The organism is Streptomyces sp. NPDC046759 (assembly GCF_040645475.1).
Lineage (GTDB): Bacteria > Actinomycetota > Actinomycetes > Streptomycetales > Streptomycetaceae > Streptomyces.
Genome location: NZ_JBEYYJ010000036.1, coordinates 20,969 through 44,578, shown reverse-complemented (window position 1 = coordinate 44,578; position 23,610 = coordinate 20,969). Strand labels below are relative to the sequence as shown.

Annotated in this window: 20 protein-coding genes and 1 pseudogene; 7 read left to right on the top strand and 14 right to left on the bottom strand. The window is 73.3% G+C overall.

Features of this window, described 5'->3' with window-relative positions:
- Nucleotides 1–48: 48 nt before the first annotated feature.
- Entirely contained in the window at nucleotides 49–942 is an 894-nt protein-coding gene (locus ABZ919_RS35490; protein ID WP_361256377.1) for a TIGR01777 family oxidoreductase, read from the bottom strand.
- Nucleotides 943–1,083: 141 nt separating this feature from the next.
- Between ABZ919_RS35490 and ABZ919_RS35485 the strand changes: the two are divergent.
- Nucleotides 1,084–1,284: pseudogene (locus ABZ919_RS35485) on the top strand (GNAT family N-acetyltransferase); the annotation flags it as partial.
- On the opposite strand, the gene ABZ919_RS35480 reads toward ABZ919_RS35485, so the two are convergent.
- On the bottom strand, nucleotides 1,281–2,465 hold the full coding sequence (locus ABZ919_RS35480; protein WP_361256374.1) for a MarP family serine protease: 1,185 nt from the start codon (nucleotides 2,463–2,465) through the stop codon (nucleotides 1,281–1,283). The pseudogene ABZ919_RS35485 and the gene ABZ919_RS35480 overlap by 4 nt on opposite strands.
- 734 nt (nucleotides 2,466–3,199) lie before the next feature.
- Here ABZ919_RS35480 and ABZ919_RS35475 point away from each other — a divergent pair.
- Together ABZ919_RS35475 and ABZ919_RS35470 are read left to right on the top strand one after the other, a co-directional pair.
- Complete coding sequence (locus ABZ919_RS35475; protein WP_361256547.1) at nucleotides 3,200–4,045, top strand: N-acetylmuramoyl-L-alanine amidase; 846 nt, start codon at nucleotides 3,200–3,202, stop codon at nucleotides 4,043–4,045.
- A gap of 72 nt (nucleotides 4,046–4,117) precedes the next feature.
- Nucleotides 4,118–4,363, top strand: coding sequence for a hypothetical protein (locus ABZ919_RS35470; RefSeq protein ID WP_361256372.1), 246 nt, complete (start codon nucleotides 4,118–4,120; stop codon nucleotides 4,361–4,363).
- 11 nt (nucleotides 4,364–4,374) lie between these two features.
- Here ABZ919_RS35470 and ABZ919_RS35465 read toward each other — a convergent pair whose 3' ends face one another.
- The 7 genes from ABZ919_RS35465 to ABZ919_RS35435 form a co-directional block, all read right to left on the bottom strand.
- Nucleotides 4,375–4,893 (bottom strand): DUF4240 domain-containing protein, encoded by a 519-nt coding sequence (locus tag ABZ919_RS35465; protein WP_361256544.1) that lies wholly within the window; start codon nucleotides 4,891–4,893, stop codon nucleotides 4,375–4,377.
- A 66-nt stretch (nucleotides 4,894–4,959) separates the two neighbouring features.
- A complete protein-coding gene (locus ABZ919_RS35460; RefSeq protein WP_361256369.1) occupies nucleotides 4,960–5,967 on the bottom strand; it encodes a YafY family protein in 1,008 nt (335 codons plus the stop codon).
- A 511-nt stretch (nucleotides 5,968–6,478) separates the two neighbouring features.
- Entirely contained in the window at nucleotides 6,479–9,181 is a 2,703-nt protein-coding gene (aceE, locus tag ABZ919_RS35455) for a pyruvate dehydrogenase (acetyl-transferring), homodimeric type (RefSeq protein WP_361256366.1), read from the bottom strand.
- Between the two features lie 270 nt (nucleotides 9,182–9,451).
- Nucleotides 9,452–10,075: a GntR family transcriptional regulator gene (locus ABZ919_RS35450; protein WP_361256363.1), complete on the bottom strand. Its 624-nt coding sequence runs from the start codon at nucleotides 10,073–10,075 to the stop codon at nucleotides 9,452–9,454.
- A 183-nt stretch (nucleotides 10,076–10,258) separates the two neighbouring features.
- Nucleotides 10,259–12,085 (bottom strand): 2-oxoglutarate dehydrogenase, E2 component, dihydrolipoamide succinyltransferase, encoded by a 1,827-nt coding sequence (gene sucB / locus ABZ919_RS35445; RefSeq protein ID WP_361256360.1) that lies wholly within the window; start codon nucleotides 12,083–12,085, stop codon nucleotides 10,259–10,261.
- 61 nt (nucleotides 12,086–12,146) lie between these two features.
- Nucleotides 12,147–13,535 (bottom strand): dihydrolipoyl dehydrogenase, encoded by a 1,389-nt coding sequence (gene lpdA, locus ABZ919_RS35440; protein ID WP_361256357.1) that lies wholly within the window; start codon nucleotides 13,533–13,535, stop codon nucleotides 12,147–12,149.
- A gap of 279 nt (nucleotides 13,536–13,814) precedes the next feature.
- On the bottom strand, nucleotides 13,815–15,356 hold the full coding sequence (locus tag ABZ919_RS35435) for a leucyl aminopeptidase (RefSeq protein ID WP_361256354.1): 1,542 nt from the start codon (nucleotides 15,354–15,356) through the stop codon (nucleotides 13,815–13,817).
- Nucleotides 15,357–15,754: 398 nt separating this feature from the next.
- Between ABZ919_RS35435 and ABZ919_RS35430 the strand changes: the two genes are divergently transcribed.
- Together ABZ919_RS35430 and ABZ919_RS35425 are read left to right on the top strand one after the other, a co-directional pair.
- The gene (locus ABZ919_RS35430; RefSeq protein ID WP_361256351.1) at nucleotides 15,755–15,877 is read left to right on the top strand and encodes a hypothetical protein; all 123 of its coding nucleotides are present in this window, start codon (nucleotides 15,755–15,757) and stop codon (nucleotides 15,875–15,877) included.
- Nucleotides 15,878–16,025: 148 nt separating this feature from the next.
- Nucleotides 16,026–16,250, top strand: a complete 225-nt coding sequence (locus ABZ919_RS35425; RefSeq protein ID WP_361256348.1) for a hypothetical protein — start codon at nucleotides 16,026–16,028, stop codon at nucleotides 16,248–16,250.
- A 146-nt stretch (nucleotides 16,251–16,396) separates the two neighbouring features.
- Here ABZ919_RS35425 and ABZ919_RS35420 read toward each other — a convergent pair whose 3' ends face one another.
- Both ABZ919_RS35420 and ABZ919_RS35415 read right to left on the bottom strand, forming a co-directional pair.
- Complete coding sequence (locus tag ABZ919_RS35420) at nucleotides 16,397–17,005, bottom strand: RDD family protein (protein WP_361256345.1); 609 nt, start codon at nucleotides 17,003–17,005, stop codon at nucleotides 16,397–16,399.
- A 137-nt stretch (nucleotides 17,006–17,142) separates the two neighbouring features.
- Entirely contained in the window at nucleotides 17,143–17,928 is a 786-nt protein-coding gene (locus tag ABZ919_RS35415; RefSeq protein ID WP_361256342.1) for an adenosylcobinamide-GDP ribazoletransferase, read from the bottom strand.
- A 60-nt stretch (nucleotides 17,929–17,988) separates the two neighbouring features.
- On the opposite strand from ABZ919_RS35415, the gene ABZ919_RS35410 reads away from it, so the two are divergent.
- The gene (locus tag ABZ919_RS35410; RefSeq protein ID WP_361256339.1) at nucleotides 17,989–18,753 is read left to right on the top strand and encodes a hypothetical protein; all 765 of its coding nucleotides are present in this window, start codon (nucleotides 17,989–17,991) and stop codon (nucleotides 18,751–18,753) included.
- Here ABZ919_RS35410 and ABZ919_RS35405 read toward each other — a convergent pair.
- The 3 genes from ABZ919_RS35405 to cobT all read right to left on the bottom strand — a co-directional run bounded on the left by ABZ919_RS35405 (nucleotide 18,693) and on the right by cobT (nucleotide 22,486).
- On the bottom strand, nucleotides 18,693–19,454 hold the full coding sequence (locus ABZ919_RS35405; RefSeq protein ID WP_361256336.1) for a hypothetical protein: 762 nt from the start codon (nucleotides 19,452–19,454) through the stop codon (nucleotides 18,693–18,695). The two genes, ABZ919_RS35410 and ABZ919_RS35405, sit on opposite strands and share 61 nt — an antisense overlap.
- Nucleotides 19,455–19,464: 10 nt before the next feature.
- Nucleotides 19,465–21,261 (bottom strand): phosphatidylglycerol lysyltransferase domain-containing protein, encoded by a 1,797-nt coding sequence (locus ABZ919_RS35400; RefSeq protein ID WP_361256333.1) that lies wholly within the window; start codon nucleotides 21,259–21,261, stop codon nucleotides 19,465–19,467.
- Between the two features lie 160 nt (nucleotides 21,262–21,421).
- The gene (cobT, locus tag ABZ919_RS35395) at nucleotides 21,422–22,486 is read right to left on the bottom strand and encodes a nicotinate-nucleotide--dimethylbenzimidazole phosphoribosyltransferase (protein WP_361256330.1); all 1,065 of its coding nucleotides are present in this window, start codon (nucleotides 22,484–22,486) and stop codon (nucleotides 21,422–21,424) included.
- Nucleotides 22,487–22,619: 133 nt separating this feature from the next.
- Between cobT and ABZ919_RS35390 the strand changes: the two genes are divergently transcribed.
- Nucleotides 22,620–23,597, top strand: coding sequence for a class I SAM-dependent methyltransferase (locus ABZ919_RS35390; RefSeq protein ID WP_361256327.1), 978 nt, complete (start codon nucleotides 22,620–22,622; stop codon nucleotides 23,595–23,597).
- Nucleotides 23,598–23,610 lie beyond the last annotated feature (13 nt).

Sequence of the window (23,610 nt, the reverse complement as noted above, 5' to 3'; positions counted from 1 at the left end):
TGAGGTCGCAGGAGCTCCCAGGAGGCCGCAGGAGAGCTCCTCCGTACGTCAGGCCGCCCGGATCGCCTCCTCGATGCCGGGAAACGCGAACGTGAACCCCGACTCCAACAGCCGCCTCGGCACCACCCGTTGGCTGCCCAGCACATCCCCGGCCAGCTCGCCCAGCACCGCCCGCAGCACCGGTGCCGGCACCGCGAACGGGGCCGGCCGGCGCAGCACCCGGGCCATCGCCGCCGTGACCTCACGGTTCGTCAGGGGCCGCGGGGCCGTCAGGTTGAACGGCCCGTACAGGCTGTCGTCGTCGATGAGACGGCGGATCGCGGCGACCTCGTCGTGCAGCGCGATGTACGACCAGTACTGCCGCCCGTCGCCCAGCCGCCCGCCTAGCCCCGCCCGGAACAGCGGGAACAGGCGACCCCAGGCTCCGCCACCGCGCGCCACCACCAGACCCGTGCGCAGGAACACCGTCCGCACGCCCGCCTCCCGCGCGGGCGCCGCCGCCTCCTCCCACTCCACGCACAGCGAGGGCAGGAAGCCGTCGCCCGGCGGCGCCTCCTCGTCCACGACCTGGTCGCCGGTGTCGCCGTAGATGCCGATCGCGCTGCCGCTGACGAAGACCCGCGGCGGCTCGGGCAGCGCGGCCACCGCCTCCGCCAGGGCGGCCGTGCCCAGCACCCGGCTGTCCCGGATCAGCCGCTTGTACGACGGCGTCCAGCGCCGGTCGCCGATCCCGGCCCCGGCCAGGTTCACCACCACGGCACAACCGGTCAGCCCGACCGCGTCCACGTACTGTGCCTCGGGGTCCCAGCACACCTCGTCCGGGGCCGCGGCCGCCCGGCGCACCAGCCGTACGACCTCGTGCCCGTCCGCGGTCAGGGACCGCACCAGGGCGCTGCCGATGAGCCCGGACGCGCCGGCCACCGCGATACGGAGACGTTCCATGGCACCAGCATGACCGCCGAACCGGCCTGCCACGCCCCGGCACGACGGACGTCCCGCGCACGGCCCCGTGTCCCGCACCGCGGGAAAAGCCGGGGCTGCCGGCCGGCGGCCGTAGGGTGATCGCCATGCCCGGGCCGTCCCGCGCTGATCCGGGCGGTGGCCGAGGAGGCGCGCGGGCGCGGGGCGCGGCGCCTCACCCTCCGCGTGCTCGGGCACAACACTCCCGCCCGCACGCTGTACGCGTCCGAGGGCTTCGTCGTCGAGGGCGTACTGCCGGAGGAGTTCCTGCTCGACGGCGGCTACGTCGACGACGTGTGCATGGGCATCGCCTGTGAACGCTAGGAACTGACCAACTGGCCCGTGTCGACCCGCGTGGTCGCCGTGGCCGCGCGGGTGGCGTCGCCCGAGACCTCGTTCGCCGTCAGCGCGTACCCCGTCTCGGAGTCCGAGGTGGAGCGCGCGAAGACCACCCCGAACACCTTGCCGCCCGTGGTCAGCAGCGGGCCGCCGGAGTTGCCCGGCCGGACCGTGGAGCGGATCGAGTAGATGTCCCGGGTGACCGCGGCGTCGTTGTAGATGTTCTGCCCGGTCGCCCGCACGCGGCTCGCCACCGTGGCCGCCTGCAGGTTCAGGCCGCCGTCCTGCGGATAGCCGGCGACCACCGCCGCGTCCCCGCGCGCCGCGCTCGTGTCGAAGTGCAGCACCGGGGCGCGCAGCCCCGGCACGTACAGCACCGCGACGTCCCGGTCGGAGTCGAAGAGCACCACCCGGGCGTCGTACGACCGCCCGACCCCGCCCACCCGCACGCTCGGGTGGTCGATGCCCGCCACCACGTGCGCGTTGGTCATCACGCGCTGCGAGGCGTACACGAAGCCGCTGCCCTCCCGGCCCTCGTTGCCCGAGACGCCCTCGATCTTCACCGTGCTCGACTTCGCGGCGCTCGTCGCGGCCGGGGTGACACTGTCCCCGGAGGGCCGGGCCACCCGGGCGGTCGACTCGTTCTCGAACGGGTTGAAGACCTGCGGGAACCCCGCCTCGGTCAGCGCCGACGTGGCCCGCGAGAACCACGCGGGCGTGGTGTCCGGCATCGCGTCCTGCACCGCGCCCAGCAGCGCCGAGTTCCGGATCGCCGCGTTCAGCGCCTGTGACGGGGCCGCGCCCAGCACGCTCGCCGCCACCCAGGCCACGATCAGCACCGCGACCGAGTTCGCCGCCGCGCCCCCCATCCCGTCCAGCACCCGCAGCGGGCCCTGGTCCAGCTCCCCGCGCAGCCGCAGCGCCAGCCGGCCCGCCAGCTCGTGCCCCACCACGGCCGGTACCAGCACCGTCGTCACCGCGAGCACCGTGGCCTGCGCCGTGCCGCGCTCCACCAGGCCGGTCACCCAGGGCAGCACCCAGACGCCGACGACGGCGCCGCCGACGAACCCGGCCAGCGAGACACAGCCGGCCACCAGCCCACGCCGGTAGCCGGACGCCGCGTAGACGAGGATGACCAGCACAAGCACCAGGTCGAGCAGGTCCACGGAGCCGCCTTTCTCTCGGACCCCTCAGTACGGACGGGACGGGCCCGGTGATCAGTCACCCGCACACGGGCGACGGCCACGGGACGGCGTACCGGCCTCGTATGTGTGTACCCCCGGAAACGTCCCGGACCGGGATGACGGTTCCGCCAGGTGGCAGAGCGCACATCGCGGGCACGATCCGGGCGCCCGAGAGTGGGGTCATGCACGTCGTCCGAAGAACAGTGGAGACGCCCGGAGCCCCGCAGCCGCCGGGCACACCGGGAATATCCGAGACCCCTGGGGCGCCCGGGAGGTCCGCGGCGCCGGAGACCTTTCCGGTCCGGCTGGTGTGGGGGATCCGGGGACTGTCCGGCCGTCTGAAACGGCGAAGACCCTGGAGGCGCGACGTCCGCCGCACCCCTCACGGGTCCCCGCAGACCCCGGGAGCTGCCCGGAACGCGCCCGAGGACTCCGCGTCCGTTCAGGCCCAGGGGAGTCCGCAGGCACGGCAGGAGGCTCCTGAGAGCGAGGAGGCACAGCCCGACGAGGCCCAGGGGGCTCAGCAGGCGGGTGAGGCCCGGGCGAGGGCGGAACGCCCCGTGAGCCCGAGCAGCCCGGCGACCCACGAGGCCCCTGCCGCGCAGGTCGCACCGGACACCCCGGCTCCGGCCGCCGAGACACCCGGGGCACCCCGGAGGCCGGACCCACAGCCGGCCGAGGCCCGGCGCCGCTGCCGCCGGCGGATACGTGGCGCGCTGGTGGTCTCCCTCGCCTGTCTGCCCGCCCTGACGGCCGTCCTCGTACTCGCGCTGTACGCCCCTGGCGAGGAACGCCCCGCCGCCGCCCGCCTCGACCGGCCGGCCCCGGTCCGCATCCCGCCCGCCCACCGCGCCCCACGGCCGCGCATCGTGCCCCGCGCCGTCTGGCTGGGCACCGCCGGGCGCACCCAGCCGCCGCCGCGCTACGACGACAAGGTGGTCGCCGTCTTCCTCCACCACACCGACTCGCCGGGCGGATACGACTGCGCCGACGCGCCGCGCATCATCCGCTACCTGTACGCGGGCCAGACCGGCGCCCGGAAGTGGGACGACATCGGCTACAACTTCATCGTCGACCGCTGCGGCACCATCTACGAAGGCCGTGCCGGAGGCATCGACCGGCCCGTCACCGGCGCCCACACGCAGGGCTTCAACCACCGCACCGCCGGCATCGCCGCGCTCGGCACCTTCACCGCCGGGGCCACCGTGCCCAGGGCGATGACCGACGCGATCGCCGCCCTGGCCGCCTGGAAACTCGGCCTCGCCGACATCGACCCGCGCGGGAGCGTCCGGCTCGTGTCCAGCAACAGCCTCAGCCGCTACAGGGCGGGCACCACCGCCGTCCTTCCGGCCCTGGCCGGCCACACGGACGGCTTCATGACCAACTGCCCCGGTGCCGCCCTCGTCGCCCGTCTCCCCGAGATCAGGGAGAAGGCCGCCCGCCTCCAGGGCCGGACCGGCCCCGCACGGACCGCCCCGGCACGGACCGCCCCGGCACGGACCGCCCCGGCACGGACCGCACCCGCTCGGTCCGCCCCGCCACGGCCCAAAGAAACCTCCTAGATGCCACGCAGCCCACTCCGAGCCGCGCGCCCTACGGTCGTGCACATCACAAGCCGACGGGAGGCGGGAATCATGAACAGCAGCCGTAAGGGCGCGAAGGGCACGGACGAGACCGCGGAGCGGGCGCACCGGCCGCGGGCCGCGCGCGGCCCCTGGGCGGTGCTCTGCGCGGCCGCGACCGTGGTCCTCGGCCCGGCCGCGGCCACGGCGTCCGCCCTCGACCAGGCCAACGCCGCGCCGCTGCACCACGCGGTGCGGGCGGAGCATGCGCAGGCCTGCCTGCCGGCCGACAGCACCCGCAGGCGCCCGGCCGGCTGAGCCGGGACCGGCTACTCCCGGAAGCGGTCCCACAGCCGTGGGAACCGTTCGGCGAGCGCCCGCTCGCTCTCGAAGTCGACCGGCGCGCCCTCCGGCTCGGCGGGCGCCGGGGCGATGCCCAGGTCGGGTGCGACGCTGCCGGTCAGCTGTTCGTACGCCTCGTCCGCCGCGTAGCCCAGCTCCTCGCCGTCGCCGTCGACCTCCTCGTCGAACTCGTCCAGCAGCTCCGCCAGCGAGTCGGGATCGTGCAGGGCCCCCTCGTACACCTCCCGGCCCTGGCCGATCAGCCAGCACCGGAAGAAGTCGAACGCGTCGTCGCTGGCCCCGTCCAGCAGCACCCAGGCGGCGCCCCACAGGTCCCAGCGGTAGGCGCGGTTGTAGCGGGCCTCGAAGTGACGGGCGAAGTCCAGGACCAGCTCGGGGTCCAGCTGGAGCAGCCGTTCCACGAGTGCGTCCGCCTGATCCTCGGGGTCGCCCTCGGCGGACTCGCGGGCGGCGTCGATCAGCTCCCAGAACTCCGTCTCGTCCATCACGGCACCAGCATCGGGCCTCCACCGGTGGGGCGCACGCGGAGTACGCCGGCGTACGGCGGATCGTTACCGGGCGGCCTCACGGCGCCCTCCGCCGGCCGTACGGCCGTACAGCGCGGCCAGCCGGGCTGCGTCCCCCGCGAACCGCTCGCGCAGGCTCTCGGGGGCCAGCACCTCGGCCTCCGGGCCGAGCGCCGTCAGCTGCCCGTGCGCGACCTCCTGGGACTCCACCGGCAGCGCCACGGTCACCCAGCCCGATGCGTCCGGATCGCCGGCCGCGCTCAGCGCCTCACGCCCCGACACCGGATCGACGGCGTACCGCAGCATGCGCACGCCCTCCGGGGACAGCCGCACGACGATCTCGGCGCGCAGCAGCGAGCGCGCGAACCGCTCGGACTGCTCGGCCCAGTGGCCCGGCAGGTCGAAGTCCGGATCACGGGCGAAGCGTTCCTCCAGGGCCTCCACCGCGGTGAACCGGTCGATGCGGTAGGTCCGCGAGGCACCCCCGTCGGCCACCCGAGCGCACAGGTACCAGACGCCCGCCTTCAGCACGAGCCCGTACGGCTCCAGGACCCGCTCCACCTCACGCCCCTCACGCCGGTACCGTGCGGTGACGCGGCGGTCGTCCCACACCGCCCGAGCGACAGCCGGCAGCAGCGCGGGCGTCTCCGGCTCCCGGAACCAGGCCGGAGCGTCCAGATGGAACCGCTGGGCGGCACTGTCCGGGGCGTCGCGCAGCGACGGCAGCAGCGCCGCGGACACCTTCAGCCGGGCCGCGGAGGCGGCGTCCTCCAGCCCCATCTCCCTGAGCGCCCCCGGCACGCCGCTCAGGAACAGCGCCTCCGCCTCGCTCCTGGCCAGCCCTGTCAGCCGCGTCCGGTACCCCCCGATCAGCCGGTAGCCGCCGGCCCGCCCGCGGTCCGCGTACACCGGCACGCCCGCCTCCGACAGCGCCTGCGCGTCCCGGGTGACCGTACGCTCCGACACCTCCAGCTCACGGGCGAGTTCGGCGGCGGTCATGGACGGCCGGGACTGCAGCAGGAGCACCATCTTGATGAGCCGGGCCGCACGCATGGCGCCAGCCTGCCACGAAGCCCGCCGCCCCGGCGGAGATCTCCTGCGCTTGAGGCCCCAGGGGGAGCGGGGAAGGGGCGGCGGTATGCGGGGAGAGGCCCTCGACGGCCGGTACGAACTGGCCGAACGGCTGGGCCGGGGCGGCATGGGGGAGGTCTGGGCCGCCCGTGACGCGCGGATGCACCGGGACGTGGCGGTCAAGCTCGTCACCGCACTGCCGCGGATGGGCGAGCACGAGACCTTCCTCCGGTTCCGCCGCGAGATCAGGTCGGCGGCCCGGCTGCCCGGCCGGTACACCGTCATCGCCCATGACTGCGGCGAGGCCGTCCTGGACGGCGAACGCGTCCTCTACATGGTGATGGAGCGCCTGACCGGGCGGACCCTGTACGACGCGGTCGTGCGGAGCCGACCCTCCTGGCAGCGGGCCGTGGCCTCGGCGGGGCAGGTCGCAGCAAGGGCGACGGCCGGTCCGGCGATGCCGGACCGGCCGTCGCCCGTCGTGCGGGCCGTCCTACAGCCCGTACTTCTCCCGGGCCTCCTTGACCGCCGTGGCCTTCACCTCGCCGCGCTTGGCGAGCTGGGCCAGCGCCGCGACGACGATCGACTCGGCGTCGACGCCGAAGTGGCGGCGGGCGGCCTCACGGGTGTCCGACAGGCCGAAGCCGTCGGCGCCCAGCGAGGACCAGTCCTGCTCGACCCACTGCGCGATCTGGTCCGGGACCTGGCGCATGTAGTCGGATACCGCGAGGACCGGGCCCTCGGCGCTCTGCAGGGCCTGGCGGACGTACGGCACACGCTCCTCGCCGCGCAGGAGGGCGGCGTCCGCCTCCAGCGCGTCGCGTCGCAGCTCGGACCAGGAGGTCGCCGACCAGACGTCGGCCGCGACACCCCACTCCTCGGCCAGCAGCTGCTGCGCCTGAAGGGCCCAGTGGATCGCCGTACCGGAGCCCAGCAGCTGGATGCGCGGGGCGTTGGCGGCCGGGGACAGCCCCGCCGACTCCGCCGTGTTGAAGCGGTACAGGCCCTTGACGATGCCCTCGTCGATGCCGAGGCCGGCCGGCTTGGCGGGCTGCGGCAGCGGCTCGTTGTAGACCGTCAGGTAGTAGAAGACGTTCTGGTCCTCGCCCGGCTTGGCCTCGCCGTACATCCGGCGCAGACCGTCACGGACGATCACCGCGATCTCGTAGGCGAACGCGGGGTCGTATGTCAGCGCGGCCGGGTTGGTGGCGGCGATGACCGGGGAGTGGCCGTCGGCGTGCTGCAGGCCCTCACCGGTGAGGGTGGTCCGGCCGGCCGTCGCGCCGACGAGGAAGCCGCGGCCGAGCTGGTCGCCGAGCTGCCACATCTGGTCGGCGGTGCGCTGCCAGCCGAACATCGAGTAGAAGATGTAGAACGGGATCATCGCCTCGCCGTGCGTCGCGTACGACGTCGAAGCGGCGATGAAGTCGGCCATCGAACCGGCCTCGGTGATCCCCTCGTTGAGGATCTGGCCGTTCTTGGCCTCCTTGTAGTACATCAGCTGGTCGCGGTCGACCGGCTCGTACGTCTGGCCCTTGGGGGAGTAGATCCCGAGCGACGGGAACAGCGACTCCATGCCGAAGGTGCGCGCCTCGTCGGGGACGATCGGCACCCAGCGCCTGCCCGTCTCCTTGTCGCGGACCAGGTCCTTGACCAGGCGGACGAAGGCCATCGTGGTGGCCACGTTCTGCGAGCCGGAGCCCTTGTCGAAGGAGGCGAACGCCTTCTCGGCGGGGGCCGGCAGCGGGGCCAGGGCGTGCGTGCGGCGGGCCGGGGCGGGGCCGCCGAGGGCCGCGCGGCGCTCCTGGAGGTAGCGGACCTCGGGGGAGTCGGCGCCCGGGTGGCCGTAGGGGACCACGCCGTCGACGAAGTCGCTGTCCTTGATCGGCAGGCCGAGCAGGTCCCGCATCGTCTTGAACTCGTCCACCGTCAGCTTCTTCATCTGGTGGTTGGCGTTCTTCGACGCGAAGCCCTCGCCGAGGGTGTGGCCCTTGACCGTCTGGGCCAGGATCACGGTCGGCGCGCCCTTGTGCTCGACGGCGGCCTTGTACGCGGCGTAGACCTTGCGGGCCTCGTGACCGCCGCGCGAGAGGTGGAAGCACTCGAGGATCTTGTCGTCGCTCAGCAGCTTCGCCATCTCGGCGAGCGCCGGGTCCTTGCCGAAGAAGTCCTCGCGGATGTAGGCGGCTCCGCGGGTCTGGTACGTCTGGATCTGCGCGTCCGGTACCTCGCGCAGGCGGCGTACCAGCGCGCCCGTCGTGTCGAGGGCGAACAGCTCGTCCCAGGCCGTGCCCCACAGCGACTTGACGACGTTCCAGCCGGCGCCGCGGAACTGGGCCTCCAGCTCCTGCACGATCTTGAAGTTGGCGCGGACCGGGCCGTCGAGGCGCTGCAGGTTGCAGTTGATGACGAAGGTGAGGTTGTCCAGCTCCTCACGGGCGGCGAGCGCGAGGGCCGCGGTCGACTCCGGCTCGTCCATCTCGCCGTCGCCCAGGAACGCCCACACGTGGGAGGCGGAGACGTCCTTGATGCCACGGCTCGTGAGGTAGCGGTTGAAGCGCGCCTGGTAGATGGCGGAGAGCGGGCCGAGGCCCATCGACACCGTCGGGAACTCCCACAGCCAGGGCAGACGGCGCGGGTGCGGGTACGACGGCAGGCCGTTGCCGCCGGCCTCCTGGCGGAAGTTGTCCAGGTGCGCCTCGTTCAGCCGGCCGTCGAGGAAGGCGCGGGCGTAGATGCCGGGGGAGGCGTGGCCCTGGATGTACAGCTGGTCGCCGGAGCCGTCGCCCTCCTTGCCCTTGAAGAAGTGGTTGAAGCCGGTCTCGTACAGCCAGGCCGCGGAGGCGAAGGTGGCGATGTGGCCGCCGACGCCGTGCTTCGCGCCACGGGTCACCATCGCCGCCGCGTTCCAGCGGTTCCAGGCGGTGATCCGGGCCTCCATCTCCGGGTCACCGGGCAGGCCCGGCTCCGCGGAGGTGGGGATGGTGTTGACGTAGTCCGTCTCGAGGAGCTTCGGCAGCGCGATGCCGCCCGCCTCGGCGCGCTCCAGCGTGCGTCGCATCAGGTACGCGGCGCGGTGCGGCCCGGCCTCCCTGGCGACGGCGTCGAGGGAGGCCTGCCATTCGGCGGTCTCCTCCGGGTCGCGGTCCGGGAGCTGGTCGAGCGCGCTCGGCTGGATGGCGTGGGGGTCGGTCATGTCGCCGCCTTCCTCAGTCGAAGGGGGTTCCCTCATCGGTAAGGGTTCGGGGGTGCCCTAGGTCTTTGGCAGGACAGGGCGAGAACTTCGGTGGAAGTCCGTCGGCGACTGTAACTCGCTGATCGATGATCGATCAAAGGGTTGAGGGGGAAAACTTCTCGATTCCAAGAAAGTAGGCACGCGGTGCCTTCGGCGATGGCACCCGGTGACGCCCAGCGGCCTTGTTTTCGCAGGTGAGGCGGCGTCTGAGCGGGGGTGCGCTCGACTGAATCAAGCGCGCGGAGCGCATCCCAGCACGTGCGCCTTCACGATCTCGGCGATCCGAGGGTCCCGCCGCTTGAAGGCGGCCACCAGCTCCTCGTGCTCCTCCGCGTACGACTGCTGGACCGTGCCCAGCCAGCGGATGGACAGCGCCGTGAAGACCTCGATGCCGAGGCCCTCCCAGGTGTGCAGCAGCACCGAGTTGTCCGCGGCGCGCACGAGCTCGCGGTGGAAGCCCACCGTGTGGCGGACCTGGGCGGTGCCGTCGGCCTTGCGGTCCGCTTCGTACAGGGCCAGGACGTGCGGCTCCAGGGCCGAACAGTCCTCCGCCAGGCGGCCTGCCGCCAGCTCCGCCGCGATGGCCTCGAGACCGGCCCGGACCGGGTAGCTCTCCTCCAGGTCGGCCGCGCTCAGGTTCCGTACCCGCACGCCCTTGTTCGGCGCGGACTCGATCAGACGGAGGGACTCCAGCTCGCGCAGGGCCTCGCGGACCGGGGTCTGGCTGACCTCCAGCTCGGTGGCGATCCGGCGCTCCACGATGCGCTCACCCGGCTGCCAGCGCCCGCTGACGATTCCCTCCACGATGTGCTCGCGGATCTGTTCGCGCAGCGAGTGGACGACGGGCGCGGTCATGGGGGCTCCTTAGGGAGGGCTGACGTTTAGACAATACGGCGGGTTCGCTCCGCGGGTAGGGCGTGTGGGGGTGCTTTTGCGCAGGTGAGACAAGGCTTACACGCACGGTGTGCCGACAAACACGAAACGCCCCGCCCGGAGAAGCTCCGGGCGGGGCGCCGTGGCGGCACGGGGCCAGGCGGACTACAGGCCGAGCTCGACCTCGAACTCGCCCGCTTCCAGGATCGCCTTGACCGCCGTCAGGTAACGGGCCGCGTCGGCACCGTCGACCAGGCGGTGGTCGTAGGAGAGGGTCAGGTAGGTCATGTCGCGGACGCCGATGACCGTGCCCTCCTCGGTCTCGATGACGGCCGGACGCTTGACCGTGGCACCGATGCCGAGGATCGCGACCTGGCCCGGCGGCACGATGATCGTGTCGAACAGCGCGCCGCGCGAACCGGTGTTGGAGATGGTGAAGGTCGCGCCGGACAGCTCGTCCGGGGTGATCTTGTTGGCGCGGACCTTGCCCGCCAGCTCCGCCGTGGCCTTGGCGATGCCCGCGATGTTGAGGTCGCCGGCGTGCTTGATGACCGGGGTCATCAGGCCCTTCTCGGAGTCCACCGCGATACCGATGCTCTCGGTGTCGAAGTAGGTGATCGTGCCCTCGGCCTCGTTGATCCGGGCGTTGATGACCGGGTGGGCCTTCAGCGCCTGGGCCGCCGCCTTCACGAAGAACGGCATCGGGGAGAGCTTGACGCCCTCGCGCGCGGCGAAGGAGTCCTTGGCCTGGGCGCGCAGGCGCATCAGGCGGGTGACGTCGACCTCGACGACCGACGACAGCTGGGCCTGCTCGTGCAGCGCCTTGACCATGTTGTCGCCGATGACCTTGCGGATGCGCGGCATCTTGACGGTCTGGCCGCGCAGCGGGGAGACCTCCAGCGCCGGGGCCTTCTTGGCGGCGGGGCCCCCGGCGGTCACAGCAGCGGCGGCAGGCGCCGCGGCGGCGGCCGCCTTCGCGGCCTCGGCGGCGGCGATGACGTCCTGCTTGCGGATACGGCCGCCGACACCGGTGCCCTTGACGGTGGCCAGGTCGACGCCGTTCTCGGCGGCGAGCTTGCGCACCAGCGGGGTGACGTACGCGCCCTCGTCGGTCGCCTGGGTGGCGGTCGGGTGGGTGGGCGCGGTCGCCGGGGTGACCGGGGCCGGAGCGGGCGCCGGAGCCGCGGGCTGAGCCGGGGCGGCCGGCTGGGCCGGGGCCGGGGCGGCAGCGGCGGGCGCGGCCGGAGCGGCGGGGGCCGGAGCCGGGGCGGCGGGGGCCGGAGCCGCGGGGGCGGCCGGAGCCGGGGCCGGAGCGGCCGGAGCGGCCGGGGCAGCGGCGGCGGGGGCCGGGGCGGCGGCAGGGGCGGCACCCGGGGCGCCGATGACGGCGAGCTTGGCGCCGACCTCGGCGGTCTCGTCCTCGTTCACCACGATCTCCAGCAGCACGCCGGAGGCGGGCGCCGGGATCTCGGTGTCGACCTTGTCCGTGGAGACCTCGAGCAGCGGCTCGTCGGCCTCGACGGAGTCGCCCACCGACTTCAGCCAGCGGGTGACGGTGCCCTCGGTGACGGACTCACCGAGCGCGGGCAGGACCACGTCGGTGCCCTGGGCGCCACCGGCCGGAGCGGCGGGGGCGGCCGGGGCCTCGGGGGCCGGAGCGGCCGGGGCCTCGGCGACCGGGGCCGGGGCGGCCTCGGCGGCCGGAGCCGGAGCGGCCTCTGCGGCGGGGGCCGGGGCAGCCGCGGGGGCGCCGGAGCCGTCGTCGATGACGGCCAGCTCGGCGCCGACCTCGACCGTCTCGTCCTCGGCGACCTTGATGGAGGCCAGTACGCCGGCGGCCGGCGAGGGGATCTCGGTGTCGACCTTGTCGGTGGAGACCTCGAGCAGCGGCTCGTCGGCCTCGACGCGTTCTCCCTCGGCCTTCAGCCAGCGGGTGACAGTGCCCTCGGTGACGCTCTCACCGAGCGCCGGAAGGGTTACGGAAACCGCCATGGTTTCGGTTGCTCCTAACGAATTGCGGAAGTCTGTGTCGTCGCGCCCGTGGACCGAAGGCTCAGTCGTGGGAGTGCAGCGGCTTGCCGGCGAGCGCCAGGTGCGCTTCGCCCATCGCCTCGTTCTGCGTCGGGTGGGCGTGGATGAGCTGGGCGACCTCGGCCGGCAGCGCCTCCCAGTTGTAGATCAGCTGGGCCTCGCCGACCTGCTCACCCATGCGGTCGCCGACCATGTGGACGCCGACGACGGCACCGTCCTTCACCTGGACGAGCTTGATCTCGCCCGCGGTGTTGAGGATCTTGCTCTTTCCGTTGCCCGCCAGGTTGTACTTCAGAGCGACGACCTTGTCCGCGCCGTAGATCTCCTTGGCCTTGGCCTCGGTGATACCGACGGAGGCGACCTCCGGGTGGCAGTACGTCACCCGCGGGACACCGTCGTAGTCGATGGGAACGACCTTCAGACCGGCCAGACGCTCCGCCACCAGGATGCCCTCGGCGAAGCCGACGTGCGCGAGCTGGAGCGTCGGGACGAGGTCACCGACCGCGGAGACGGTCGGGACGTTGGTCCGCATGTACTCGTCGACCAGGACGTAGCCACGGTCCATGGCGACGCCCTGCTCCTCGTAGCCCAGGCCCTGCGAGACCGGGCCGCGGCCGACGGCGACGAGGAGGACCTCGGCCTCGAACTCCTTGCCGTCCGCCAGGGTGACCTTCACGCCGTCCTGGGTGTACTCGGCCTTCTGGAAGAAGGTGCCCAGGCTGAACTTGATGCCGCGCTTGCGGAACGCGCGCTCGAGAAGCTTCGAGGAGTTCTCGTCCTCGACCGGGACGAGGTGCTTCAGGCCCTCGACGACCGTGACGTCCGAGCCGAAGGACTTCCACGCCGAGGCGAACTCGACGCCGATGACACCGCCGCCCAGGATGATCGCGGACTTCGGCACGCGGTCCAGGACGAGGGCGTGGTCGGAGGAGATGATCCGGTTGCCGTCGATCTCCAGGCCCGGCAGCGACTTCGGCACGGAGCCGGTCGCCAGCAGGACGTGGCGGCCCTGGACCCGCCGGCCGTTCACGTCGACGGAGGTGGGGGAGGACAGCCGGCCCTCACCCTCGATGTAGGTCACCTTGCGGGAGGCGATCAGCCCCTGCAGACCCTTGTACAGGCCGGCGATGACGCCGTCCTTGTACTTGTGGACGGCCGCGACGTCGATGCCCTCGAAGGTGGCCTTGACGCCGAACTGCTCGCTCTCGCGGGCCTGGTCGGCGATCTCGCCCGCGTGGAGCAGGGCCTTGGTGGGGATGCAACCCCGGTGCAGGCAGGTGCCGCCGACCTTGTCCTTCTCGATCAGGGCGACGTCCAGGCCCAGCTGCGCTCCGCGCAGGGCCGCGGCGTAACCACCGCTACCACCGCCGAGGATCACTAGGTCGAAAACGGTGCTGGCGTCGTTCGCCACGTCACGTCCTCCATGCATGTGCGCCTTGCGCCGGTCTCCAGTGACCGGCGGGCGGCTGGTGTCCGGCCGCTTGATGCTTCGGCCCTTCGGTGGGGCCCTGTCCTGCCGGGCTCCATCTTTGCACTTGTTCGAGGCGGACGAGACGCCGGGCCTGAGTGTGAGACACCCCACGTGCAGATGGAAGGAAGGCGCGCACGAGCAGGGGCGGGGGGACCGCGCGAGCGATCCCCCCGCCCCTGCGGACGCCGTACTGCGGAACGGACCGCGCCCTCGGGCGAATCAGCCCAGGTCACCCGCGGCGGTCAGCTCCGCCAGACGGACCAGCGTCCGCACGGCCGTACCCGTGCCACCCTTCGGCGTGTACCCGAACGGACCACCCTCGTTGAACGCCGGGCCCGCGATGTCCAGGTGCGCCCAGGTGATGCCCTCGCCCACGAACTCGCGTAGGAAGAGACCGGCGACCAGGCCGCCGCCCATGCGCTCACCCATGTTCGCGATGTCGGCGACCTGGGACTCCATGCCCTTGCGCAGGTGCTCCGGCAGCGGCATCGGCCAGGCCGGCTCGCCGACCTCCTCGGCCGCCTCGTGCACCGCGGAGCGGAACGCGTCGTCGTTGGCCATGACACCGAAGGTCCGGCTGCCCAGCGCCAGCATCATCGCGCCGGTCAGCGTGGCCACGTCCACGATCGCGTCCGGGTCCTCCTGCGAGGCCGCCCACAGCGCGTCGGCGAGCACCAGCCGGCCCTCGGCGTCGGTGTTGAGGACCTCCACGGTCTTGCCGCTGTACATGCGCAGCACGTCACCGGGGCGCACGGCGGAGCCGGACGGCATGTTCTCGGCCAGCGCGAGCCAGCCGGTGACGTTGACCTCCAGGCCGAGCCGGGCGGCGGCGACGACCGAGGCGAACACGGCGGCGGCCCCGCTCATGTCGCACTTCATCGTCTCGTTGTGACCGGCCGGCTTCAGGGAGATGCCGCCCGAGTCGTAGGTGATGCCCTTGCCGACGAAGGCGAGGTGCTTGTCCGCCTTCGGGTGCCTGTACGACAGCTTGACCAGGCGCGGGGTGGCCGCCGAGCCGGCGCCGACGCCGAGGATGCCGCCGTAGCCGCCCTTGGCGAGGGCCTTGTCGTCCAGCACCTGCACCTTGATGCCGTGCTCCTTGGCCGCGGTCTGCGCGATGCCGGCGAAGGCGGCGGGGGTCAGGTCGTTCGGCGGGGTGTTGATCAGGTCGCGGGCGCGGTTCAGCTCCTCGGCGACCGCGACGGCGCGGGCGACGGCCCCCTTGTGGGCGGCGTCGCGCGGCTTGCCGCCCAGCAGCGCGGCCTCGGCCAGCGGCGCCTTGCCGTTCTTGGACTTGGCGTCCTTGCCGTTGCCGTTCTCCTTGTAGACGTCGAAGGAGTACGCGCCCAGCAGGATGCCCTCGCCGATCGCGCCGACGGCGCCGGGGCCGTCGACCGGCAGGGCGAACGCGGCCTTCCTGAAGCCGGTGAGCGCCCGGGCCGCCACGCCGGCGGCCCTGCGCAGCGCCTCGGCGTCGTAGCCTTCGTCCCCGCTCTTGGCGTCCGGCTCCGCGCCCAGGCCCACCGCGATCACGAGCGGTGCCTTGAAGCCGGCCGGAGCGGGCAGCTTCGTCAGCTCGCCCTCGGCACCCGAGGCGCCGAGGGTCTCCAGAACGCCGGCCAGCTTGCCGTCGTAGGCGTTGTCCACGGCCTCGGCGCCGGGCGCGACGACGGGACCCTTGGTGCCCTTGGCGACACCGATCACGATCGCGTCGGCCCGCAGGCCGGGCGCCGCGGCGGTGCTGAGAGTCAGAGCAGTCACGGTGGTGAAATCTCGCTTCCGATGTGAAGTTTCTGTGGCCGATGTGGGGTGGCTCGACCGGGCCCGAGAGCCGACCCTAGGTCCATGCCTGGGCGCAGGTGGCAACCGGGGCCTTCACCCTGTCGGCGAACACCCGGGACGAGACTACGCGCGTGTGCGCGTTCGCTCATTCCTGCGGGCGTTCACCTGTGCGTGGCGTCGTGGCCACTTCTGCCTCCCGCGTGACGGGGAACCGGTCACAGTCGTCGCGTCCCGGCGGACCTTGTCGTCCGCCGGCCTGTGGGCGGAGGAACGCGTCCATGACTCACCGTGCGCACCGCTTGAGAGCGGCCAGAGCGAGGGCATCCCGTACACGCCGGTCGACCTGGACGACTCGGCGGCCGGACAACTCGCCTTCGGTGCACGAGAGTGAGGGATTCGCCGCGCATCCCCGCACCGGTTTCACCGGCTTCGCCGACGTCCCCGTCCCCGGCGGCACCGGCACCGGCAGCCTGCTCGGCGAGTACGCCCACAACCGGTGACCTGGGACCTGCCACCGAACGTCCGCCGACACGTCATCGTGCCCACCTGGGGCCCCCGCCCCGGCCGGGCACACCCGCCGTACGGCAGGGCCCGGCCCTGCTCGGCTACGCCGACACCGGGTACGGGCGAGGGCCGTACGCAGACGTGGTGAGCGACCTGACCCGGCACCGCGCCCGGTACGGCGCCCAGGGCGTCTTCCTGGACCAAGTGAGCACCGGGATCGAGCAGTTGGGGGTGTGCGAGCAGCCGGCCGCCGTCGTCCGCACCCTCGGTCGCGGCCCGCTCGTGCTCCACCACGGCACCGCGCCGCACGCCGCGTACGCGGCGCCCGCCGACCTCCTCGTCACCTTCGAGGGACCCTGGACGACGTAGCGCCGCACACCCCCGCATCCGCGTGTCCGCCCGTCCGGCGTGCCCGAGGCCCATCCGGTGTGCGGCCTCCCGGCCGGCGCGGACGTGGCCGGTGCCGCCCGGGAGCGGGGCGCCGCCGTGCACTGCGCGGTGCCCGGCGCGGGCGCTCACCCCTGGGGCACGCTGCCCATCGGGCTGGACTCCGCCCGCTGAAACGCACCCACCACGGAAGTGCCGGCCAGCCGGTCGGCGAGGGAGCGCCGGCCGGGGAGGACCACCGTCAGCGCGTTGACCAGGAACAGCACCACCGCGACCGCCCACACCAGCACCGAGAGGCCGAACCTCCCCTCGATCAGCAGCACACAGGCCAGCGCGTACACCGCGACGTCCGCGGCGGTGGTGACGACGGCCCGGCGCAGGGCGTGCCGGGACAGCCGCGGGGCGACCCGCAGGCCGAGCAGGCCCTTGCCGAGGGTGCGGCCGAGCCAGGTGAGGCAGGCCCACTGGTAGAGGAACGTGACGACGACGAGCGCGCCGAAGGCCTCCTCCACGTCCAGGACCACCTTGTCCCACAGGGACAGGCCGAGGTGTTCGGAGACGCCGATGACGTCTCCGCGCGAGGTCACCAGGTCGAGGCCGCCCTTGGTGGCAAGTCCCGGAACGTCGGTCACCAGCGCGGTGACCCGGTGGAAGGTGAGGATCGCCAACAGGGCGGCTGCCGCCGCCACCAGTGCGAAGTCTATGAACCAGGCCGTGATACGGCGCAGCCTCGGCACGGAGTCCCCCCGATGCACAACTCTCTTGTCCGTGTACCGGCGATGAGCCTAGCGGTTCGTCCGCGGCTTCGTGGCCGGCCGGGCCCGCGCGGGCGGGGCCGCATGCCGACAGGGCCCCGCGCCCTTCGCGGGGCGCCTCAGTGGCCCAGGGCGGACACGATCAGGGCGGTGGTCGCCGCCGTCTCCTCCAGCGCTCCGAACACGTCCCCGGTGACCCCGCCGAATCGGCGCACACAGCGGCGCAGCAGGAGTTCCGCGACCGCCGGGGCCAGCAGCATCGACGCCGCGGCACGCACGGCACCGTACGGACCGAGGGGCGCGCCCCCGGCCGCCGCCGCCAGGGTGCAGACGGCCGTGACGGCCAGCGCGCCCGCCACCGGCACCACTCCGGCGACCGCCGCCCCCAGCCCCTCCGGGCGGGCGGCCGGCACCCCGGCGCGCGCGGCCAGGGTGAGCGCCAGCCGCGCCGCGACGGCCGAGACGAGGGCGGCCAGCGCGCCCCGGCCCCAGGAGTCGCCGTACAGCTGCGCCAGGGCGGCGACCTGGGCCAGCGAAGTCAGGACGAGGGCGATGACCCCGAACGGCCCGATGTCCGACTGCTTCATGATCCTGAGCGCCTCCTCGGCGGGCTTGCCGCTGCCCAGGCCGTCGGCGGTGTCGGCGAGGCCGTCGAGGTGCAGCCCGCGGGTCAGTACCGCGGGTACGGCCACGGAGGCGACGGCGGCGAGCAGCGGGCCCGCGCCCAGGAGCAGCAGGAGCAGCCCGCCTCCGGCCGCGCAGACGCCCACCGCCAGACCGGCCGCCGGGGCGGCCAGCATCCCGGCGCGTGCGGCCCGCCGGTCCCAGCGGTGCACGCGGACGGGGAGCACGGTGAGGGTGCCGAAGGCGAAGCGGGGACCGTCGAGCGGGGAGGACGTGAGCACCGGCGAAGGTTACCGGGCGGTCGCGGAGCCGCCAGGGGCACCCGGGGATAAGGTGCGCATATGGGGCACTGGTGGGTACGGAACATCGTCGAACCGGGCAAGCTCCCGCTGCTCCTCGCCCTCGCCGCCTTCGTGGTCACGTTCGTCGTCACCCGGGTGATCACCCGGCTGATCCGGGCCGGGAGGGGCCCGTTCGGCAACGTCAGGGCGGGCGGGCTGCACATCCACCACGTCGTCCCCGGGGTCGTGCTCACCGTCGCCGGCGGGTTCGGCGCGGTCGCCAGCGACCGGCACGCCGCGGGTGCCGCCGTCGCCGCCGTGCTGTTCGGCATGGGCGCCGGGCTGGTCCTGGACGAGTTCGCGCTGATCCTCCATCTGGACGACGTCTACTGGAGCGAGGAGGGCCGCAAGAGCGTCGAGGCCGTCGTGCTCACCGCCGCGCTCGTCGGGCTGCTGCTCGCCGGTTTCGTCCCGTTCGGCGTCAACGACCTGTCGCAGCAGGAGGTGCAGGACCGCGGCGGCGCCATCAGCACCATCGCCGTGAACTTCCTCTTCGCGCTCGTCGCCCTGAGCAAGGGCAAGACGCGCATCGCGGTGTTCGGGGCGATCGTGCCGCTCGTCGCGCTGGTCGGCGCCGTCCGGCTGGCCCGCCCCGGCTCCCCGTGGGCCCGCCGCTTCTACGGCCGCCGTCCCCGCGCCCGCGCCAGGGCCACCCTGCGCGCCTATCGCCACGACCGCCGCTGGACCGGACGGGGGCGCGCCGTTCAGGACTGGATCGGCGGCAAGCCCGACCCGCGCCCGGCCCGGCTGCCCGACCGCCGCTGAACCGGCGGTGGCAGCTGGTGGTACGTGTGCCGCAGCCTCCGCAGCGCGCGCCCGTGACGGTGCCGCACCGCCACCGCGAGGCAGATGATCCCCACGACCATCAGCGCGGCCAGATGCTCCTTGCCCGCCAGGTTCTCCTTGAACAGCACCTCGGCGACCATCGCGAGGGTCACCGCGCCCGAGGTGACGTAGGCGCCGTAGCGCCAGCTCACGAACACGGCGAGCCCCACCACGGCGGCGGACGGGCCGGTGTCCACCACCTGTGCGTCCGTCCACGGCAGCCCGAACGGGGCGTGCGCGCCGAGCGAGATGCCGATGCGCGCGTACAGCGTCCCGGCGACCGTGGCGGCGTACGCGATGACCAGCGTCCGCCACCAGCCGATGCACATCTCGGCGATCCCGAACACCAGCAGGATCTGCGCCAGCGCGCCCCACACCGGCAGATCCAGTGCCGGCACGAACAGCGACAGGGGAGTGCGCAGCAGGGCCAGCCACAGCGGGTCCTCGGCCCGTACGGCACCCGCGTCCTGCACGAACCCGTAGCCCCACGGCTGGTTCTGCACGTACTGCAGCAGGGCCGTCAGACACACCGCGCCGAGGGCCATGGGTGCCGCCCGCAGGCGCCGCTCCAGCAGGGCCGCGCGTACGGTGACGTACAGCAGCCCCCACTCCTCACGGGCCCAGCGGGCGAGCGCTCTCATCAGACGTTCCTCACCGGTGCGTGTCCAGGTGTCTGCGGTGCAGCCACTTCGGCAGTCCCGGCGCCTCCAGGAAGCCCTCCGCGCGGGCCGAGGCGAGGCCGATGCGCAGCAGGTCCGCGCTCTTCTCGAAGAGCAGGAACCGCGGCTCCCAGATGGGCCGGTACTTGGCGTTGGCGCGGTACAGCGACTCGATCTGCCACCAGCGGGAGAAGAAGCTGAGCAGCGACCGCCACAGCCTCAGCACCGGACCGGCGCCGAGGCGCGCCCCACGTTCGAAGACCGAGCGGAACATCGCGAAGTTGAGTGACACCTGCGTGATGTTGATCTCGCCGGCCCGCCGCAGCAGTTCGATGACCATGAACTCCATCAGGCCGTTGTCGGAGTCCCGGTCGCGGCGCATGAGGTCCAGGGACAGCCCGTGCGGCCCCCACGGCACGAAGGACAGCAGCGCGCGCAGCCGCCCCTCGGCGTCCGTGCACTCCAGCATCACGCACTGCCCGTCCTCGGGGTCTCCGAGCCGGCCGAGCGCCATGCTGAAGCCGCGCTCGGTCGCCCCGTCCCGCCAGTCGTCCGCGCGCTCGACGAGGTGCGCCATCTCGTCCGCCGGGATGTCCTCGTGCCGCCGGATCTGCACCTCGTACCCGGCCCGCTTCACCCGGTTGTACGCCTGCCGGACCGTGCGCATCGCCCGGCCCTCCAGCGTGAACTCGGCGACCTCCACGATCGCCTCGTCGCCCAGCTCCAGGGCGTCGAGCCCGTGCCGGGCGTAGACCGTCCCGGCCTCCTCGCTCGCCCCCATCACCGCCGGGATCCAGCCGTGCGCCCGGGCCTGGGCCAGCCATGGCACGATCGCGCCCGGCCACGCCTCCGGATCGCCGAGCGGATCCCCGGAGGCCAGGCTCACCCCGCCGACCACCCGGTAGGCGACGGCCGCCTTCCCGGTCGGCGACCACAGCACGCTCTTCTCCCGGCGCAGCGCGAAGTAGCCCAGCGAGTCCCGTTCGCCGTGGCGGTCCAGGAGGATCCGCAGCTGCTTCTCGTCGTCCTCGGTGAGCGGGTCGACGGCGCGCCGGGAGCGGAAGGCGGCGTAGAACACGGCGAGGACCAGGGCGGTGCTGAGCACGTTGACGGTGACGTTGGCCCAGTTCGGCGGGTCGATGCCGGGGAAGCGGGACTCCTCGGCGGCCACCGAGACCAGGCGCAGGGTGCCGTAGTGCCAGCGCTCCAGGAAGGTGGAACGGGCCGCGCCCGGCGCCTGGTTGGTGACCGTCACCAGCAGTCCGGCCAGCAGGCTCGCGACCAGCCCGCCGCCCACGGCCACCGTCGCCGCGAGCCGGGGGTTGGACCGGTCGCCCTTGGCGTAGAACTCCCTGCGGCCCACGAGCAGCGCGCCGACGAACGCGGCCGTGAGCCCCAGCGAGATCCAGTTCTGCGCGATCCGCCGGATCTCCGGGAACGCCATGGCGAACGCGAACAGGGCGAGGAAGGCCCCGCTGAGCACGAGGTTGAGGATCCAGGCGGCCCGCTTCCTGCGCCGCATGGTGATGGCGAGGAACGCGGTGAACACACCCGAGGCGAAGCCGGCCGTCAGCAGGTACGGCGTGAAGAAGTCGTCCTGGTTGTGCCGGCGCACGTCCTGGCCGAGCGAGACCCATACCGCGCTGAGGAAGTTGATGAAGGCGACGGTCCGCAGGTACCAGACGGCGAAGGCGGCGGCTCGCCGGGAGGCCCCGGTGGAGCGCCGCCCCTCCTCGTCCGGGCGCCCCGGCTCGACCTGCTGCGGCACGGCAATTCGGGCATCTCCCATGGGGAAGGATCATATGGGCGCTGCCCGGGCCAACCGTACCTTTCCGGTCTCTGTGCCGTGCGTACTCCTTTGCGGCCGACCCGGCCGGACAACCCGTCCGCCACGGAGGCGCTCAGCCGGGGCGGCGGTGTCCGGGAGTGCCGAACCGGCCGAAACCCGACTACTCCTTGGCCTCTTCCGGCTCTTTCCCGGGAAGCTCCGCAGCCAGCGCGGCCGCGGCCCGCACCAAGGGGAGCGCCAGCAATGCGCCCGCACCCTCGCCGACCTTCACCCCCTGCTCCAGCAGCGGCTCCAGCGCCATCCGGTCCAGCGCCTTGGCCTGCCCCGGCTCGCCGCTGTCGTGCCCGGCCAGCCACCAGTCCGGCGCCCGGAAGGCGACCCGCTGGGCGACCAGCGCGCAGGCGGCGGCCACCACCCCGTCGAGGATCACCGGCAGTTTGCGCACGGCGCACTGCAGCAGGAACCCGGTCATCGCCGCGAGGTCCGCGCCGCCCACGGTCGCCAGCAGCTGCATCTGGTCCCCGAGAACCGGCCGCGCCCGCCTGAGCGCGTCCCGGACCGCCGCGCACTTGCGCATCCATGCCAGGTCGTCGATCGCGAGCCCGCCCCGTCCGGTCACCACGGACGCGTCGGTCCCGCACAGCGCGGCGATCAGCACGGCCGCCGCGGTGGTCCCGCCCACGCTGATGTCACCGAGCACCACCAGGTCCGTACCCGAGTCGGCCTCCTCGTCGGCGACCGCGATCCCGGCGCGCAGCGCGGCCTCGGCCTCGTCCGCGGTGAGCGCGTCCTCGATGTCGATACGGCCGCTGCCGCGCCGCACCCGGTGCCGTACGACGTCCTCCGGGAAGGCGTCCGGCGCGCAGTCCAGGGCCATGTCCACGATCCGCACGGGCACTTCCTGCCGCCGTGCGAGCACGGACACCGGGCTCGCCCCCTCCAGCACGGCCCGCACCAGCTGCTGCGCACCGCCCGCGGGACGCGCGGAGACGCCGAGCCCGGCGATGCCGTGGTCACCGGCGAAGAGGACCACCCGCGGCCGCTCCACGGTCCGTACCGGTACGGCGCCCTGCGCGGCGGCCAGCCACTCGCCCAGCTCGTCGAGGCGGCCCAGCGCACCGGGCGGCACGATCCGGCGTTCCCTGAGGGCCTCGGCGTCACGGCGCACGCCCCCGTCCGGGCGCTCGATCAGATCGGTGAAGTCGTCCAGATTAAGCCTGCTCATTCGCCGAACAGTACCGCCAGCGAACGAACGCTTCCGCGCCACATGGCCACCACACCCCCACAGCGTCGTTGCACCCGAGATCGGGATCCCATACGTTCCGGTTTGCCGCGGAATGTCGCTCAGGGAGCCGCCCATGCCGACCTCGCCCGTAACCCCGCAGATCACCCCCGCCCAGGACCCGTTCCAGGAGCCGCGCCGCGAGGACTGCCCCTGGTGCGGCTCGGGGAGCCTGCGCACCCGGCTGCGCGCCCCCGATCCACTGCGGCAGCGGCCCGGCAGGTTCGCCGTCTACACCTGCGGTGACTGCGGCCACACCTTCCAGAACCCCCGGCTGACGGCCGAGGGATTCGCCTTCTTCCACCGGGAGTTCTACGAGATGCGGCTGGCGGAGTTCACCGCCCGGGTCCTGTCGGCCGATGCCGTCCGCCGCCGGCACCGCGCCGCCGCGCTGCGCCTGTCGGGACTGCGCGAACCGGAGAGCTGGCTGGACGTCGGCACGGGCCACGCGCGCTTCCCCGAGGCGGCGAAGGAGTTCTTCCCGTACACCAGCTTCGACGGGCTGGACCCGACGGCCCGCGTGGAGCAGGCGCTCCTGGAGGGCCGCGTGGAGGAGGCGCACCGCGGCTTCCTGACGACGCCGGGCATGGCGAACCGGCTGCGGGGCCGCTACGACGTGGTCACCATGTTCCACCACCTGGAACACACGCCCGACCCGCGCGCCGAACTCCGCGCGGCGCTCACGGTGCTCCGTCCCGGCGGCCACCTGGTCGTCGAAGTACCCGATCCGCGCTGCCTGTTCGCCGCCCTCCTCGGCAGATGGTGGCTGCCGTACGGCCAGCCCCGCCATCTGCACCTGGTGCCCCTGGCCAATCTGCGCGCCGAGTTGGCACGCCTGGGCTGCACGGTCCTCGTGACCGACCGCAAGGACCCGCACGTGCCCTACGACCTGTCGGCGGCGGTCGCTCTGGCCGTGGCCCGCGCCCACCCGGCCGTGCGACTGGCGGCCACCCCGCTCATCAGGGCCGCGGCGGTCCTGGACCACGGGCTCGCCCCCCTCTTCCGCCGCACCCGCTTCTCCAACGCGTACAGAATCGTGGCGCGCCGGGGATGACGGCGCGCGCGGC

What these genes read in the sequence shown, in the direction of transcription:
- ABZ919_RS35490 (WP_361256377.1), bottom strand. Translation starts at nt 942, where the DNA reads ATGGAACGTCTCCGTATCGCGGTGGCCGGCGCGTCCGGGCTCATCGGC.
- ABZ919_RS35470 (WP_361256372.1), top strand. Translation starts at nt 4,118, where the DNA reads ATGAACAGCAGCCGTAAGGGCGCGAAGGGCACGGACGAGACCGCGGAG.
- ABZ919_RS35465 (WP_361256544.1), bottom strand. Translation starts at nt 4,893, where the DNA reads ATGGACGAGACGGAGTTCTGGGAGCTGATCGACGCCGCCCGCGAGTCC.
- ABZ919_RS35460 (WP_361256369.1), bottom strand. Translation starts at nt 5,967, where the DNA reads ATGCGTGCGGCCCGGCTCATCAAGATGGTGCTCCTGCTGCAGTCCCGG.
- aceE (WP_361256366.1), bottom strand. Translation starts at nt 9,181, where the DNA reads ATGACCGACCCCCACGCCATCCAGCCGAGCGCGCTCGACCAGCTCCCG.
- ABZ919_RS35450 (WP_361256363.1), bottom strand. Translation starts at nt 10,075, where the DNA reads ATGACCGCGCCCGTCGTCCACTCGCTGCGCGAACAGATCCGCGAGCAC.
- sucB (WP_361256360.1), bottom strand. Translation starts at nt 12,085, where the DNA reads ATGGCGGTTTCCGTAACCCTTCCGGCGCTCGGTGAGAGCGTCACCGAG.
- ABZ919_RS35410 (WP_361256339.1), top strand. Translation starts at nt 17,989, where the DNA reads ATGGGGCACTGGTGGGTACGGAACATCGTCGAACCGGGCAAGCTCCCG.
- ABZ919_RS35405 (WP_361256336.1), bottom strand. Translation starts at nt 19,454, where the DNA reads ATGAGAGCGCTCGCCCGCTGGGCCCGTGAGGAGTGGGGGCTGCTGTAC.
- ABZ919_RS35400 (WP_361256333.1), bottom strand. Translation starts at nt 21,261, where the DNA reads ATGGGAGATGCCCGAATTGCCGTGCCGCAGCAGGTCGAGCCGGGGCGC.
- cobT (WP_361256330.1), bottom strand. Translation starts at nt 22,486, where the DNA reads ATGAGCAGGCTTAATCTGGACGACTTCACCGATCTGATCGAGCGCCCG.
- ABZ919_RS35390 (WP_361256327.1), top strand. Translation starts at nt 22,620, where the DNA reads ATGCCGACCTCGCCCGTAACCCCGCAGATCACCCCCGCCCAGGACCCG.